Genomic DNA, 16167 nt, shown 5'->3' with positions numbered 1-16167 from the left:
TCGCGCATCAAATTCATGCAAACCCCTTTTTGAGCGAATAGAGAGTATTACCTATCGATTCCACTTTACTTTCTTCATCCTTATAGACGTCCTCTTATTTACAAGAGCTTTACTCATGAATATTCCCGAACATGCCAAAACTGCCGCCAGCCAGGTGGCTGAGGCGGTTACCAATAACCCAAAAACTGCCTTGGCAGTACCAGCGATTACGACGGCAATTGCTCCCGTGACTTCAATAGCCGAAATCCAGGGCTATTTGTCGATTGCATCCATGCTCATAGGCATAGCCATTTCACTGATCCTGCTGCGCCAGCGCTGGGTCAGTCTGCAGACAGCAGAAATAGAACGACAGGAAGCAGAACAACGATGGAAGGAACATCAGCATGAACAACTTTGATCTCTGTATTGCCCCGGTGCTGAAAAACGAAGGCGGTACCAGCAATCACCCTCTGGACAATGGCAAACTGACGCGGTTTGGCATCAGTCAGCGCAGCTACCCAAAACTAGATATTGCAGCGCTCACTTTGGAGCAAGCCAGGGCGCTGTACAAGCGTGACTTTTGGGATGCCCATCAACTGGATCAATTTCCGCTGACTATCGCTTTTGAATTTTTTGATTGTGCCGTCAATTGCGGTACTGGCACAGCAGTCAGACTGCTGCAACGCGCCCTTGATATTGCAGAAGATGGCATCATCGGCCCCGTTACCCTGGCCGCAGTTGCCAGTATCACTCCCGACAAACTGGCCAGGCGCATGCTGGCTTATCGCATCAAGTTTTATACCAAATTATCCAACTGGCCCACATTTGGCGCTGGCTGGATGAATCGTCTGGCAAACAACGTCTTATGGGAGAGCGATCATGCTTGAAAAAGTTAATGCAGTCATCAACTTGTTCCGCAAAGGAAGCGAGGTCAGCAATGTGGAAGCCTGGAAAAATCGTGGTATCTCGGTCGCAGCCCTGGCCGCAGCCATGGGCGCGTTGGCGCAATTTGGCGATGCCTTTGGCATCCATGTCGCCATCACACCAGAGCAACTCAATGGCCTGGCTGTTGGTATTGTTACCCTTGTTGGCATCGTGCTCCCCGTCATTACTTCTAAACGAGCCGGTCTATTGCCGGCAAAAGCCAGTCAGCATGCTCCAATCGAAGATCATAGCTTCAGCGATGGCGTGCCATCAATATCAGCATCTGTGGCAACAGGCGAAGTGCAGCACCAGCCTCAGTCCGCAATGGCAGACAGCGATAACCCCCTTGCCGGGCTCGACACCACATTCCGCGGCTGACACGGCGCGCGACTATCTCAAGGCTGTTAAAGGACTCACCATTACCCATCAGTGTAAAATCTAAAGGATAGTATTATGCTGCAAATAGCAAGCACCATCTTGCAAGTCATCGCCTTTCTGGCCGAACATAAAGAGCAAATCAGAAAGCTGATACTTGACATAGAAAATCTCATTCCCGCCACAGCAGGCAACAACAAGGCGCTGATCGCACGCAACTTCATTGCCACCGGTCTTGGCATAGAAGCCCAGATTGAACAGGCCTGGCCCTATGTCAGTGGCCTGTTCAATGACCTGGTCGCAGCGACGAAGCGTCCGGCCTGATCAAATCTGCCATGTAATCACAGTGACTTAGCTTGACGAGCAAACCTTCTGCTTGTTTTTACTTTCGTTTCTCATAACACAAATTCCTGACTTTTTAAAAACCATGCCGACAGGCAGGATGCTGTACGCCTGTTCTGTCGGTACACGTCACTTTAACCTGTCGGTGGCATGCAAGCGCAAGTCACAACCAATATCAAGAGGAAGACATGCTTTACAATCCTGACGAAGATGATTCAGAATTTGCTGAACAATATAAGAGCTTGAAACTTGATGACGACGCCAGTTCTTTGTATATGCTGAGCGACCCGAGATTTAACTCTGGAATGCTACCGGCTTATACTGAAGCGCAGCGTGATTTTGGCTATCGATTACCTGTCTCTGACGGCAGTGTAGTGATTCCCGTCGCCCCGCCAGAACGCGGCGCGATAGATGACGATACTGAACTTGCCAAATCCAATTTCTTGCGATCAGAAAAAGCTGGCTATCAAACTGGTGCCTTTGACGGGAGAGATATGAGCCGTGCTGGCGACACCATGACGGCACTGTTCAAAAAGAACTATGGCTATACACCAAGCGCAGGCGAGTTGATTCAATACGCCAGTCTGAATGGTTTGCGCAACGCACATCAACTGAATGTGAATCGGGTAATAAACAGTCCAAGTCTGGACAGGCTGCATCAGGTTGAGGTGAACTCGGATCAACTCAAGGATTATTTGGCCAGGAATGACTATTTTGTTCAAAAGCGCAGAGAAGCTGCACAAAATGATCCGTTGACCAATGGTTATCTGTGGAAAGCATCACAAGCAGAGAAGAATGCTGACCCTTATTATCAGATGACAATGGCAGCAGCCGATCGCCGGCCAAGTTTAGAAAACGCGGCACGACTTGGGCTTTATACGGATGCTCGTCTTTCTCAAGTCAGTAACTCTTCGCTTGCCGGTGATGAAAGATCCCATGCAAATGAAAACCTGGCGACCCCTGGTAATCTAAGTCGTCGCTTCGCAAAAGGCGTAGGAAATGGACTGCTGGATACAGTTTGGCAACCAGTTGCAAATACAATAGATTTAGAACAGGTGGCTTTGGGACTGGCTTCAGGTGATCGATACGAACCGAAATGGCTAAGTTCAATAGGAAAAAATTATGAAGCTGGGATGGGCAAGGGCGAAGTTGCATTACGGTCTGTAACTGGCATTCCTGTTATGGGGCAAGTGTTAGGAACCGGGTTGACAAGTTATGATATGGCTGGTGCTGCTCTTGATGGGCGATGGGGTGACGTAGCGGAAAATGCCGGCAGTGTTGCGGCAGGCTTCGCTACAAATAAGGCAATTCAACGCAAGTTTGCGCCAGAAGCTGGTGCAGAATTAGGGTTTTACAAAGTGCGCCCTGAGTTAGAGACGACAGATCCAATGGTCAGTCCAGGTAGATTGCTGGAGTCACTTCCTTCGAACCAAACGCCAAACTTCACTTCTGCGGAGCCAGTTTATGTGGGTGGAAAAACGCTGTATCGTGTATCAGACAATGTGAGAACCTCACCGGTTGGTGCATATTGGGCTACAGAGCCACCTCCCACGAGCTTGGGAAAATGGCGGAACAAATATGCAATATTGAACGAATGGGGTAATGATGGTACTGTGGAAGGAAGTTGGACACCTAAAGGCGGCTGGGCTTGGGGTGGAGAAGCAGCTCCTCAGGCAATAACGGGCCACCATACGGAAAGAGCAATTTTGGGATCTAAATTCCGATATGGCTGGTTACAACCCGGTGGCGGCTATCAAATTTACGTACCTGACTCCAGGAAAGTGATCCCATTTTCCGAAATTTCTACAAAACCAACTCCATGGAGTAAATGAAATTGGATAAAAGATTGCAGGAAATAGCTTCGATACTCAATGAGCTGAGGGCGTTGCGGTCATACTTGTTAAGCCTCGGGGATGAACATAAATGGGTTCCAATCAAGTGGATAAATTCAGATTTGGAAATAATTGAGCCCTTGTTAAATGACCGTTTCTGGCCACCGATCTGGTGGCGATTTATGTCGATAAATGCTGCTTTAAGCGGCACAATCCGTAATTTTCACAGGCTCGATGGCGACGGGAGCTTTCACTTTGTAGAGAGCTCACGCCCAGATTTTATTGAGGATAATTTTCCAATACGCGACAAGATCATGGCTTGGGTCGATAAAATCAAAGAAATGCAATTGAAAACCACATAGGGTTCGATACGCCAATCTGAATGTCGTACGCAGCTTACTCTGACGGAAAGTGAATCGGGTAAGAAACGGTCCAAGCCCGGATAGCTTGCGTCAATTTGAAATGGGTTCGGATAAGTTCAAGGACTATTTGGGCGAAAACTTCATCTTTGTTTAGCGGTTCAAAGAGGCTCTGCAAAGTCATCCTCTGACCAATGTCTAGTCAATGCCTAGTTACAAGAGTAACTGAGGGTAAAAAAAACCGACACAATTACGTCTGTGCTAACGAAGCGATAAAACTGAGGTTTTCGCAGGATTTGCAGCGTGCAATATCTATGAGTCAGGCGAATTCATTCGCTTGAATTTGTTGTATCTGGATGATACCAGCAAAACAGTCATCGTAAGACGGGCGACATGAACATGAGCGCCCCGTCCCATTTTCACTCTGCTTGCTTTGCGCATTTAGCGTAGCCGAGTAAACATAACTTCCCCCAAGTTTTAATCATACATGTCGACTGGCAAAAAGAATTTTTGCCCGCTCTGTCGACGCAAAGAAAAACCTGAGCTGCATATGCAACTGTATGCAGCAATCAATCTCAAGAGAGAATAATGAGTATATATAAGCCATTTAAAGATGATGAACTTGAATTGTATGACCCGTATCAGAGAGATTTAAGACTTTATGATAATAACGATTATCTGGATGACCTGAGCAGGCTTGATTCAAAATCAGCTATGCTGCCTGCAAACGCAGTCGTGCGCCAAGCTTGGGCTTACACGTCGCCAGACTCTGACGATGGCAGTAATAATGCGGTACTCCCGTCGGTTATCCCCGGGCACGATTGGGAGCAGCCAATTTTTCTTCGTTCTCCACAATCTTATGATCAAAATTCTGACGATTATCCACGAAACGATGATCTCAATCTAATTGGAGGAGGTGCGACTCCAACAGTGGTTCGTGGACTGTTGGCTATGAACGGACCTGACAATCGCCTTGATTCCTATTCCAAAAATTTATCAGATCGCGCTCAGACACTGTTGTTGAATGACAGTAAGGACAGGGATTATATTGCCGATATTGAGCCAGACAATGGTCGTAACGATGCACGCGTAAATCCAGGTATCCCGGACGATTATTATGTCAATACTCGTTTAGACGGACGTGAAGTTGACGATAATTACAAGCCTCAAGCCGTTCCTTTGGTTTCCAGAAAGTTGAAAGTCAAGCCAGTTGATAGGCCGGAGATTAAATCTGGACCCTTGCCGCCAGAAGTACTTTTTTCCAGAGCTGATACCTTATTTAATGCAGCAAACTGGGCCCGCTCACAAGGCATGAAATCTGCAGCAGACGAGTATCAGAGAGACGCACAAGCGCATCTGTATGCAGCGAATGCAGAACGGAATCGCTTGGCGAATGTGCGGATAGAAGGCGCTTCCTCCAGTTACAGGAGTATACCGGTGAATCCGTTTTATCCTGGATGGGGTACTGGTGAAGCACAGGCAGGCATTCCCAGCGGCACGAGCCGCTTACCAGATGGTAGTTACGGTGCTGGTTTGTATATGGGTCTTGGTGGAGAGTTTGAGTTGGGTCTGGAAAATAATCGTGTCACTGATGTCAAGCTAGGCTTGGGAGTCGGGGCAGGCGGGCACGCACATTTAGGCAGCAAAAAAATAAATAAAGATATCTTGAGAGGGCCTGCTGGTAATTGGAAAAATGATCTTGATTTTCTTAATTATGGACAAAAACAGTTGCCGGGAGATTTTAGAGTTGGTCCTAGTTTGACTTTAGGCGTTGGTTTGGGACCGGTTGGTGTTGAAGGCGCAATGTCTGGCGGAGTATACTCAAACAATAACGGCAATAAGGGCGGTTTTTTCGAAGTAAAACCAAGTATGACAGTTTCTCCCGCTGCGCTTAAGGCTCAGGCTGAGGCAAAGTTGAATATTATGGAATTTGCATACAAAAGAAGGAATGAGCAGAAATGAGGCCATTGAACGCGTGGTAGAAAAATCATTGCGGGAGTGATGATCCCGAACTCAGTAAACGCAGCTTTGCGAAAAGACATTCCATCGCACTGTTTCTGATATTTATGGGCGTATTTGGTAATTTTGCTCTTACATACCTATGCTTGCGTATTTTTAACATATTCAAAGTTGATTATGAAAGCAGTGGCTTTGTTTTATTCAATGCAGTAGCGATTGCCTCAGGAGTATTTTATTGCCTGTTTCGATATCGTTGCCCAAGGCGCAATAAAATACCGCAATCATTGAGGCTGATGAGACACTATTGTTTCCAAAGAAATGTCATTATTGTGATGCACCATTAACACCTGACAGTCGATGGGCGCAAGATTGAGGGCTTGATTAAGCTGCCATTATTCAGTCGGTATTGAGACGTTGATTTGGCGGGGTTACGAGCGTCAAAGCTTTTGGATAGCGGGTTTGGCGACCATGCGCCGCTTTTGGGGCGCTGGTTTAATCGATGTTAAGTGATTCGGCCATCTGTTAAAATGCGGTATTTCGAGAAATACGGGTTGGCTTTATAAAGTTGGCCGATGTGGCGTTATGCAAATGATTGTTGTAGTTTTTGCTTCTTTTCCTCCCTTATTTCGTATCTGAAACTCTTCCACTTTGTTGATTTCCCGTATGTCTGATTCCAAACCTGCTGACGGTGCCAAGCCGATGTTTTATGACCCTACCGAGCGCCGCATCCGTAGCTTTGTCACCCGTGCCGGACGCTTGTCTGATGCCCAGGCCAGGGCGATAGAAAGCCTGAGCCCGCGTTTTTGCATCCCTTACCAAAAAGCGCCGCTGGATATGAATGCGGCATTTGGCCGCAATGCGCCGACCGTGTTTGAGATTGGTTTTGGTATGGGGGAGACCAGTGCCAAGATTTCTGCTGGCATGCCAGAAAAAAATTTCATCGGCGTTGAGGTACACACGCCGGGTGTGGGTAGCCTGCTCAAGCTGACGGACGAATTGGGTTTGCAAAACCAGCGCATTATCCAGCATGACGCCTTTGAAGTGCTGACGCATATGATAGCGCCAGCTTCATTGCATGGCATCCACGTGTTTTTCCCTGATCCCTGGCACAAGGCACGTCATAACAAGCGTCGCCTGATACAGGGCCCGCTGGTGGCTTTGCTGGCATCTCGTCTGGCTTCGGGTGGCTATCTGCACTGTGCTACTGACTGGGAAGACTATGCCGTGCAGATGCTGGAAGTATTGAACGCCGAGCCAGCACTGGAAAATACTGCCGATGGCTATGCGCCGCGGCCTGATTACCGTCCTGTGACAAAATTTGAAAACCGTGGCCTGCGCCTTGGCCATGGCGTGTGGGATCTGGTATTCCGCAAGAAGTAAGCGCGGTCAGTATCAAATCTGCATTTTGTTTGCGTGTTAGCGGTTTACTGCAAGACTTGCAGAGCGGGTCTCGTACGCAAGTCACGCCAGCGCGCTTCTGATTTCCAGCGTACCGACCATTCTACGAACTGGTCTGCAGGCATGGGGCGGGCAATGCCATAGCCCTGTGCGAGGCGGCATCCCAGTTCCAGCAGTTTGGCCCCATGCGCCATTGTCTCTACCCCCTCAGCAATGACCTGGCGGTCAAAAGCGCCTGCCAGGCGTATCACGCCTTCGACTATGTCAAGGTCCTCGACATCGGTCAGCATATCGCGCACAAAGCTCTGGTCTATCTTCAGTGTATCTACCGGTAGTTTGCGCAGGTAGGTCAGGGACGAATAGCCGGTACCAAAATCATCGAGTGAAAAATGTATGCCTAGCTGGCGGCAGCGGTTAAGAATGGCGACAGCCTGCTCCATATCGGCGATGGCGGCAGTTTCCAATACTTCCAGTTCAAAATTACTGGCCTGGAAGTAAGGATGCACCCGCAAGGCTGCTTGCAGATAATCGCAAAACTCTGGTGCCAGCAAATGATGGGCACTGATATTGGCGCTGACCCGGACGGCAATGCCACGCAATTGCCAGTGATAGGCTTGCTGTATCGCTGCCCTGATGACCCATTCTCCCAAAGGTTTTTCCAGTTTGCTGCCATAGATATGTGGCAAGAACTCTCCAGGCGCCAGTATGCCGCGGTTAGGATGCTGCCAGCGTATCAGGGCTTCTGCACCGACTATCTCGCCACTGATCAAATCCACCTTGGGTTGGTAGTAGAGTATGAATTCATCGTGGTCCAGTGCAATCTCCAGCCTTTCCAGCACTTGCCTGCGCTGCTGCGCCTTGCGGTCATTTTCAGGGTCAAACAAATGATAACGATTTTTCCCGGCTTCCTTGGCCTGGTACATGGCATGGTCGGCATGCCGCAGTAAGGTGTCGGCATCGACATTATCGTCGGGGTAAAGGCTGACACCGATGCTGGCCGAGATGCTGATTGATTTTAAGTCTATCTGTATGGGTTTGCTGACGCCAGCCAGGACGCGGTCGAGTACCATGGCACTTTCTTCGGCAGAAGAAATGTCTGACAGTAGCACCGCAAATTCATCGCCACCGAGGCGAGCCAGAGTATCGTCAGCACGCAAGACATGCTTGAGGTTTTCAGTTACGCCTATCAACAAGCGGTCGCCACTGGCGTGTCCGTATTTGTCGTTGATTTCTTTAAATCCATCCAGATCAAGAAAGCAGACCGCCAGCGATTTATTGGTGCGTTTGGCACGGTTGACAGCCTGGCTCAAACGGTCTGCCAGCAGGCGGCGGTTAGGGGCGCCTGTCAATGGATCATAATGCGCCATACGGTCCAGCTCGGCTTCATGGGTCTTGAGTTCACTGATGTCAGTAAAGATACCGACATAGTGCTGAATCTCACCAATTGCATCCCTTACAGCGGAGATGGACAGTAGCTCAGGAAATATCTCACCATTCTTGCGCTTGTTCCAGATTTCACCACGCCAGAAATCATCTTCTTTCACCGCTTTCCACATGTCCGCATAAAAGCTGGCAGCGTGACGGCCAGATGCCAGTATCCTGGTTGATTTTCCATAGACTTCTTTGTCGGTATAGCCCGTGATGCGGGAAAACGCTGGATTGATCTTGGTGATACAACCCATGGGATTGACCACCATGATGCCCTCGAAGCTGCTGGAAAACACGGTAGCAGCTTCTCGCTGCGTCAGTTCCAGCATTTTTTGTTCAGTGATGTCGGTATGAGTGCCTGACATGATGAGGGGTTTGCCATGCTCGTCCCAGGCTACTACTGCCCCTTTGGTTAATATCCAGCGCCATTCCCCGGATTTACTCCTTAAGCGCAACTCCAGCTCATGGCTCGCCGTTTGTCCCTTGATATGCCTGTCGAGTGAGATATGCGATGCTTTCACATCGTCGGGATGGATATGGTCTGCCCAATGTTCAGGGCTGACATTCATTTCGCCAGGCTCATAGCCCAGCATAGTCTCCCAGCGCGCACTGACCTTGAAGGTATTGCTGAGCAAATCCCAATCCCAATAACCGAGGTCTGAGCCCAGCATCACGCGCTCCAGTCTTTGCTCTCTTTCCAGCAATTCTGCTTCAATGAGTTTTTTTTCATTGATGTCAGCCAGCGTTCCAACGATACGAACAGCCTTGCCATCAGCATCACGGCTTACCACGCGGCCGCGTGTATGTACCCATTTGACTTCGCCTTGTTTGGTCAGCAGACGATATTCAAAATCGATATCGCCGCAGTATGGGGTGTTGTAGTCAGCAATATGTTGCAAGACCATTGGCAAGTCTTCAGGATGAATTTTACGTTTGAGAAATTCCGGATCCTGGCTCTCTTCACTTTCCGTATAGCCCGTCATGTCAAAATAGCGCTGCGAACGATATACCTTGTTGCTGGGTACATCCCAATCCCATAGCGCTTCACTGGTGGCAGCCATGGCCATTTGCAGACGTTCTTCACTGGCTTGCAATTGCATCGCGGTGACCTTGCGGTCAGTAATATCTTGTACACTGCCATGCAGCCTGATCAGTTTGCCGGCTGCATCTTGCAAGGCTTCGCCACGGGCGATGATCCAGCGATGGCTGCCGTCTGGCCTGACGACCTCGGCATCACAGGCATATGGCGTAAATGTCTTGATCGCTTGCTCCACAGCATCTGCCAGCCTGGCCCAACTCACTGGCGTGAAGTATTGCTGTACCTCAGGATAGACAGCCGGTGGCAGAGATGTGTCACGCCCATAGATCAAATACACTTCTTCCGACCAGGTATGCACGTCAGTGCGTACATCCCAGTTCCAGCTACCGACTGCTGCCAGGCGCTGTGCCACTTTCATGGCAGCTTCACTTTCCTTTAAGGCGGCTTCAGCTTCCTTGCGCTCAGTGATATTGCGGGCAATGCCAAACAAACCCTGCACTTTGCCAAACTTGTCCAGCATGGGCCCCCTGGTTACCATGAATACCAGGGCTTTCCCATCAAGGGTAGTGATGGATTCGTCATGCGACTGTATTGCTTTGCTGGCGATAACTGCACGGTCTACTTCTGCAATCATGCGTGCCGATTCTGGCGGGAACAATGCATGGTCATCATGACCTATAACTTCATGTAAAGGTTTGCCGGCTAATTTGATGACAGACTCATTGGCGAGGACATAGCGTCCCTTAAGGTCCTTGACGAAAATGGCGTCCGGGGTACCGCTGATGATGGCTTCCAGTAAATTGCGGCTATTCTGCGCCTTCGATAAGGATTGCCGTAGCGCTTCACTGAGCAAGCTGACGGCGATACCGTTAACAATAAGAAAGCCCAGTTGCAGCACATCCTGAGAAGTTTTGATCGCAAAACTGTTCAATGGGGGAATGACGAAATAGCTGAGTCCCAGGCTGGCAATCAGGGTAGACAATAATCCTGGCCCCAGGCCACCCAGCATCGCACTCAGGATGATGGGCAAGACAAACATGATCAACATGGGTCTGTTTTCAAAATTGGGTGCCATGGCGACACGCAATAGCAAGACAGACAAGGGCAGGGCGACCGCCATCACATAGATGGGCCAGCGCACTTTGTATTGTGGATAAAACACTTCCAGCAAAGGGCTGCCAGAAATTTCTTTATCATGAAACGGAAATTGGGGCACAGCCCGCATGGCCAAAAAAAACAAGGATGTCGTGATAATGACAAAAAACACCCCCTTGATCGTGGAAAGCCAGGTCACTGCTGCGATATTGCTGAAGCTAGACAGCAAGCTGTCCGACAAGATTATCCACGCCAGCGCAAATAGCAAATACAGTACCGTGACGATACTGATATAGCGATTGCGCGAGGTAGTCATCATAAAAAACCTGCCGTTTCAACATCGGTAAGGAAGTGAAGCCTGGTGTTATGAATATTGCCGTATGGAATTATTTGCTAGCCTAACATGCCTGAATGCCACTTACTAACAAGATGTGCTAAGTGTGTTTTTTTGTCAATGTACAAAAAGGCAAAATTTGTAAAATTGACATAAAAGAGACTGGAAACGTAAAATCTGTTTTTGCTGAGTGCCGGATATGTGTCTTCAGGTCTTAGATTATCGCGCACGTCACTGCATAAGTCTCCACGTACGTTACCCCAGACCTCACATCGCAGTGGCACTCAACGGTGCCAGCAAGGCCTGCAAGTCTTCTGCACTGAATTTACTGGCGAAAGCAGTGTCACTGCCCAGCACACCTTCCGCGAGAGCGGCTTTGCGCGCCTGCAAGCCTAAAATGCGTTCCTCTATACTGCCTTCGATGAGCAATTTATAGATGAACACGGCTTGCTCCTGCCCTATGCGGTGGGCGCGTGCATTGGCTTGTTCTTCCACTGCCGGGTTCCACCATGGGTCCATATGGATGATCGTGTCTGCGGCCGTCAGGTTCAGGCCGACGCCGCCTGCCTTCAGGCTGATCAGCATGATGGGTACTTGTCTGTCCTGGAAACTGGCGACTACCGCACCACGGTCTGCAGTAGCCGTTTTGCCGGTCAGCATCAGATAATTCAGATTCATATCCTTCAGAGCTGCGGCAATCAGTTCCAGCATTTCAGTAAATTGCGAGAACACCAGGATACTGCGGCCTTCCTCCACCAGCGCAGGCAGCATGTCGCTGAGCATTTCCAGCTTGGCTCTTTCCATCTCCGGTGGCAGATTCTGGCCCTTCAGCAAGGCAGGGTCGCAGCAGACCTGGCGCAGCTTCAATAGCGCATCCAGTATCGTGATCTGCGCACCATCAAAGCCCTTGCGCTGCAAAATACGACGCACCTGCTCATCAGCCGCGACACGCACGCTTTCATATAATTCGCGCTGTTTGCCCTGCAGACGCAGGCGCTTGATGACTTCGGTACGGGGCGGTAACTCTGTTGCCACTTCATCCTTGCGCCTGCGCAGGATAAACGGACGCACCCGCTGTGCAAGTAACTGGGCCCGCAGGGTTTCGCCATTGACTTCTATGGGTTTGCGCCACAGACGTGCAAAACTGCGCATGTCGCCCAGAAAGCCCGGCATCAAAAAATCAAACTGCGCCCATAGCTCGCCCAGATTATTTTCCAGTGGCGTGCCTGTCATGCACAGCCTGTGTCGCGCATTGATCTGGCGTACTGCATCGGCACTGCGGCTGGCGGCGTTCTTGACTGTTTGCGCTTCATCAAGTATCAGGAAATGAAATTGCTGCGCCTTCAACACCTCAAGATCGCGCCAAAGCAAGGGGTAGGTCGTCAGTATCACATCTGCTTGTTTGATATCGGCAAACAAGTCCGCACGTTCTGGCCCTTGCAGTGTCAATACGCGCAGGGCAGGGGCCATGCGTTTAGCCTCGGCCTGCCAGTTGAAAATCAATGAAGTTGGCAGCACGATGAGGGCAGGGATATCCATACGGCCCTGCTGCTTTTCTATCAGCAAGTGGGCAAGTACCTGCGCTGTTTTCCCCAAACCCATATCATCAGCCAAGATGCCAGCCAGATGTTGCTCGCGCAGGTATTGCAACCAGGCCACGCCATGCAATTGATACGGGCGCAGCGTCACGCCCAAGCCATCGGGCGCAGCGACTGCACGCGGGCCGCCAACTTGCTTCAGGCGTTGTGCCAGGCTGCGCAAGCCCATATCGCCCTGCAATTGCCAGCCACCGTATTCTCCCGCACGCGCAGGCTGGCTATCGAGCAGGCTGACGCGCAGGGCTTCCAGCCGGTAGCTGTCCCAGGCCGACAATGGCACTGGCCCTTCCATCTGTGGCCGGTCAGTCAGCAAGTCCAGCATATGGATGACGATGGCTTTCAGCGGTGCTGCCATGGCGTCAATGCGCTTGCCACCGGGTGCACGCAATTGTATGACGGCCATGTCATCAATCAGGCGTATCTGCCTCGCATTCAGCCAGCGCGCATCGCGTTGCAACAGGTGCGCCAGCATGGGCACGAGATCCAGCACTTCGCCTTCGATTTCTATCCCCAGACTCAGCATCCATGAACCTTCACGCGCAGGCAGGCCTAACGGGGTGATGATCTCGTTACGGCCACGCATGCGTGATGCCACCTGCTTGCCAGTGATGGCACCCGTACTTTCATCAATAATCAGATGCCAGGCATCGACAGGCACGCTCTCATGCGCAAAACCGGGGCGCACCACGACTTGCCAGCCCAGCGCCTGCATCTCCGGCAATTTCTCTGCCCAAAAGTCGGCAAAAAATCCTTCCTGTACCAGACTCCAGAGCGGGCCAAAATTTTCTGCAATGCTGTCGTTACGCCATTGCAGGCTGGCTGCTGGCAGGGGTTGCAGGGCGATATCCCAGACCTTGTCCAGTGCATCTGCTTCTGCTCCCAGATCACGCAACAGACTCAGTGGCTTACCATCTTCATCATGCAGCAGTTGGGTAGAATGCGGCCTGCGGTTCAGCAGGGCAGTGGGTGCCGGGGTTTGCCAGCGCAGGCCAGTGTCGGTGTGATATAGCCAGTCGATTTCCACCACCGTGACACTGCCACCACGCGGCCCAAAATCACCGCTGGGTTTCATGCCCAGCAAACCATCACCCCGGTGCAGGGTTTGCAAAGTGATACGCGGGCGGAAATGTCCTGTTACTTCAGGCAAGCCACGCGGAGCTGGTTTATTTTCCTTCAAAGGCAGCCCGTATCAAATCCAGTTCACCAAACTGCACTTGGATATCTGTGCCAACAGGCACGGTCGGGCTGCCTGCATATGATCCGGTAATGACAGCCTGGCCTGCTTGCAGACCCAGGCCTGTGCTGCGCAAGAATTCTGCCAGCCAATACAGGGGCAGGCGCGGCATGCCAGCAGGGTGTCGTCCATCCAGCGTGATGTCTGGTTGGCCAGCAATACTTAGCGTTATGGATAGCTGGGTGGTTTGCTGTGCCAGTTGAGTTTCAACGGCAGGGCCGAGCAACAAGCCCTGATTAAACAAGCCATCAGCAAAATGGTCATAAAAAGTCAACTGCTCCGGGTGCGTATAACGGCTATCAATCAATTCCAGAGCCAGCCTGGTTCCCGCCACCGCAGCATCCACATCTGCTGGCGTGTAGGGTGCAGCTCTGGCGGGTAAATCATGCGCCAGGATGAAGGCCAGTTCTGGTTCTATTTTGATCTGACCCTCTCTGGCCCAGACCTTGCAAGTGTGCTCGCTGGCTTCGTGCACGTCACTGGCATAGATCGGTGCCAGCGCCCATTTGTCTGGCGCAGCAGACGTAGGCAGGCCGCATTTCCAAGCAGCGACAGGAACATCAATGAGCTCGCTGAGTGCGCACTGTATTGCAAATGCTGTCTCCAGATTATCTGGACGAATTGGCGCAGGCAGGGCATCACCTCGCGTGCCATTTTGCCGCCGCTCAAGCAGAATGGTGGCGGCTTGCAGGTGACTCGCTTGTATGCTTGACTGACTCATGATGAGAATAAGCAAAAAACTAAAACAGGCATTTTATCGCGCCATCGCCAGTTTGGTTTGATGGCTGCTCAGGTTTTGCAAAGCCGACTGCAGATAGTTGAACAGACGCTGGTCGATACCCATGCGCAATGCCGGCTGCTCAGCAAAAGCCTGCTGGATTTTCTTTTGCAGGCTGATGCTATTGCCTGCTTTTTTCAGCGATAGGGATTGCCAGGCTTTTGCCAGTTCCTGCACTTTGGGGTGGTTGGTGCGCGTACCTGCCGCACATTCCAGCTGCAAAGTTGCGATCAGTGCTGGCCATGCTGCGGCATCTGTCACACTATGCTGGCGCAAAATCTCCATTTCAACCACGTCGCAGTAAGCTGCATACAAGGGCAGGGTGGCACAGGCCAGGGCGCGCACCATGTAGTCAAGCGTATGCTGATCCAGTCCGGAAAATAATTGCAGTGCTTTTTCTTCGCTTTGCATTTGATAAAACTTGATCAGTATTGCTGCATCACCACCGCTTTCATCCTGCATGCATCGCAGCCAGCGCTGACTCAATGATTGCGCCAGCGCATCCTGTGGCGACACCTGTTTTTCCATTAACTCATGCAAGGCGTGGATGAGGGCAGATTTATCTGCAGTATCTATCGTCCCCATGCTCGCACGTTGTCGTCGCAAAGCCGCAAGTTCGGCTGCTGTAAAATATTTTTCGCTGTGTACGGTCATTTCAAGTGCAGTCAGCCAGTCATCAACGACAGGTAACTGCGCTCCATCCAGATGCGCAGACAGGTGGAGCAAATGATCACGCAAGGCCAAAGCCTCGCGCGCCTGTTTTTCCATCAGACTGATTTGCTGCCGGACAATGTCGCCCATGCTGACGCTTTGATCATCCAGTATCGCCCTTATTTCTTCCAGTGACAGTTGCAAACGGCGCAAAGCCTGTATGCGGTACAGTCGCAATACATCGTCATCGCCGTACAAACGGTAAGTATTGTCAGCCCGCGCCGTTGGGCACAGCAGGCCTATCTTGTCATAGTGGTGCAGCGCACGCACGGTCAGGCCAGTGCGTTTTGCCAGTTCACCTATTTTCAGTTTCATTGTATGCGTGTGTCCCTGTTTGCTGCTGCTGATGATAATGATCACAGCCGATCATAAAGCCTGACCCTGGGTCATGCTCAATCGCAAAATTTCACGAAAATCCGGGCATAATTTGTAAAAATTCAATCAAAATGGATAAATTTTGTGCATAAGTGATACAGAATTTAAATAATTGTTACATTTCAGAGTGAAACCGCAGTAAAACATTCCTCATGAAAATAACTTTTCTATAATGGTGCGATAAATAATGCTAAATTAGCATTTAAATAACATTCTCTTGTTTGTAAATCTTGTTTGTAAATTTTGTCTGGAATTCTAAATGGCCAACACATCAGCTGATATCCAAAAGCTTTACATCGCCTACTTCAACCGCCCAGCAGACCCAAATGGTCTGGCCTACTGGATGGCTCAAGGTTTCACACTGAACCAAATCGCCGACAGCTTCTCCAAACAAGCAGAATACGCCA

General features: G+C 50.4%; 12 protein-coding genes. 8 read left to right on the top strand and 4 right to left on the bottom strand.

Going from position 1 to position 16167, the window contains the following annotated elements; all coding sequences use genetic code 11:
* The first annotated feature begins 115 nt into the window (after positions 1 to 115).
* The 8 genes from ACO0LL_RS26395 to trmB all read left to right on the top strand — a co-directional run bounded on the left by ACO0LL_RS26395 (position 116) and on the right by trmB (position 7150).
* Entirely contained in the window at positions 116 to 397 is a 282-nt protein-coding gene (locus ACO0LL_RS26395) for a hypothetical protein (RefSeq protein ID WP_422953796.1), read from the top strand.
* Positions 384 to 866: a glycoside hydrolase family 108 protein gene (locus ACO0LL_RS26390; protein WP_422953795.1), complete on the top strand. Its 483-nt coding sequence runs from the start codon at positions 384 to 386 to the stop codon at positions 864 to 866. Before ACO0LL_RS26395 ends, ACO0LL_RS26390 begins: the two co-directional genes overlap by 14 nt.
* Positions 859 to 1281, top strand: a complete 423-nt coding sequence (locus ACO0LL_RS26385; protein ID WP_422953794.1) for a hypothetical protein — start codon at positions 859 to 861, stop codon at positions 1279 to 1281. The genes ACO0LL_RS26390 and ACO0LL_RS26385 overlap by 8 nt, the downstream gene beginning before the upstream one ends.
* 75 nt (positions 1282 to 1356) lie before the next feature.
* The gene (locus ACO0LL_RS26380) at positions 1357 to 1602 is read left to right on the top strand and encodes a hypothetical protein (protein ID WP_422953793.1); all 246 of its coding nucleotides are present in this window, start codon (positions 1357 to 1359) and stop codon (positions 1600 to 1602) included.
* Positions 1603 to 1808: 206 nt separating this feature from the next.
* A complete protein-coding gene (locus ACO0LL_RS26375) occupies positions 1809 to 3452 on the top strand; it encodes a hypothetical protein (protein ID WP_422953792.1) in 1644 nt (547 codons plus the stop codon).
* Positions 3449 to 3814, top strand: coding sequence for a hypothetical protein (locus tag ACO0LL_RS26370; RefSeq protein ID WP_422953791.1), 366 nt, complete (start codon positions 3449 to 3451; stop codon positions 3812 to 3814). Before ACO0LL_RS26375 ends, ACO0LL_RS26370 begins: the two co-directional genes overlap by 4 nt.
* 585 nt (positions 3815 to 4399) lie before the next feature.
* Complete coding sequence (locus tag ACO0LL_RS26365) at positions 4400 to 5773, top strand: hypothetical protein (RefSeq protein ID WP_422953790.1); 1374 nt, start codon at positions 4400 to 4402, stop codon at positions 5771 to 5773.
* A 660-nt stretch (positions 5774 to 6433) separates the two neighbouring features.
* Complete coding sequence (trmB, locus tag ACO0LL_RS26360; protein WP_422953789.1) at positions 6434 to 7150, top strand: tRNA (guanosine(46)-N7)-methyltransferase TrmB; 717 nt, start codon at positions 6434 to 6436, stop codon at positions 7148 to 7150.
* A gap of 44 nt (positions 7151 to 7194) precedes the next feature.
* On the opposite strand, the gene ACO0LL_RS26355 is transcribed toward trmB, so the two are convergent.
* The 4 genes from ACO0LL_RS26355 to ACO0LL_RS26340 all read right to left on the bottom strand — a co-directional run bounded on the left by ACO0LL_RS26355 (position 7195) and on the right by ACO0LL_RS26340 (position 15700).
* Positions 7195 to 11049, bottom strand: a complete 3855-nt coding sequence (locus tag ACO0LL_RS26355) for an EAL domain-containing protein (RefSeq protein WP_422953788.1) — start codon at positions 11047 to 11049, stop codon at positions 7195 to 7197.
* Positions 11050 to 11331: 282 nt separating this feature from the next.
* Positions 11332 to 13839: a DEAD/DEAH box helicase gene (locus tag ACO0LL_RS26350; RefSeq protein WP_422953787.1), complete on the bottom strand. Its 2508-nt coding sequence runs from the start codon at positions 13837 to 13839 to the stop codon at positions 11332 to 11334.
* Positions 13826 to 14617: a fumarylacetoacetate hydrolase family protein gene (locus ACO0LL_RS26345; protein WP_422953786.1), complete on the bottom strand. Its 792-nt coding sequence runs from the start codon at positions 14615 to 14617 to the stop codon at positions 13826 to 13828. Before ACO0LL_RS26345 ends, ACO0LL_RS26350 begins: the two co-directional genes overlap by 14 nt.
* A 33-nt stretch (positions 14618 to 14650) precedes the next feature.
* Positions 14651 to 15700, bottom strand: a complete 1050-nt coding sequence (locus ACO0LL_RS26340) for a MerR family transcriptional regulator (protein ID WP_422953785.1) — start codon at positions 15698 to 15700, stop codon at positions 14651 to 14653.
* Between the last annotated feature and the right edge of the window lie 467 nt (positions 15701 to 16167).

Source organism: Undibacterium sp. TC4M20W (assembly GCF_049340245.1).
Taxonomy (GTDB): Bacteria; Pseudomonadota; Gammaproteobacteria; order Burkholderiales; family Burkholderiaceae_D; genus Undibacterium.
This window is presented reverse-complemented; position numbering and strand designations above follow the sequence as displayed.

Coding starts and splice junctions, on each gene's coding strand:
- ACO0LL_RS26395 (WP_422953796.1), top strand. CDS start 116: ATGAATATTCCCGAACATGCCAAAACTGCCGCCAGCCAGGTGGCTGAG.
- ACO0LL_RS26370 (WP_422953791.1), top strand. CDS start 3,449: ATGAAATTGGATAAAAGATTGCAGGAAATAGCTTCGATACTCAATGAG.
- trmB (WP_422953789.1), top strand. CDS start 6,434: ATGTCTGATTCCAAACCTGCTGACGGTGCCAAGCCGATGTTTTATGAC.
- ACO0LL_RS26340 (WP_422953785.1), bottom strand. CDS start 15,700: ATGAAACTGAAAATAGGTGAACTGGCAAAACGCACTGGCCTGACCGTG.
- ACO0LL_RS26385 (WP_422953794.1), top strand. CDS start 859: ATGCTTGAAAAAGTTAATGCAGTCATCAACTTGTTCCGCAAAGGAAGC.
- ACO0LL_RS26390 (WP_422953795.1), top strand. CDS start 384: ATGAACAACTTTGATCTCTGTATTGCCCCGGTGCTGAAAAACGAAGGC.
- ACO0LL_RS26365 (WP_422953790.1), top strand. CDS start 4,400: ATGAGTATATATAAGCCATTTAAAGATGATGAACTTGAATTGTATGAC.
- ACO0LL_RS26375 (WP_422953792.1), top strand. CDS start 1,809: ATGCTTTACAATCCTGACGAAGATGATTCAGAATTTGCTGAACAATAT.
- ACO0LL_RS26355 (WP_422953788.1), bottom strand. CDS start 11,049: ATGATGACTACCTCGCGCAATCGCTATATCAGTATCGTCACGGTACTG.
- ACO0LL_RS26380 (WP_422953793.1), top strand. CDS start 1,357: ATGCTGCAAATAGCAAGCACCATCTTGCAAGTCATCGCCTTTCTGGCC.
- ACO0LL_RS26345 (WP_422953786.1), bottom strand. CDS start 14,617: ATGAGTCAGTCAAGCATACAAGCGAGTCACCTGCAAGCCGCCACCATT.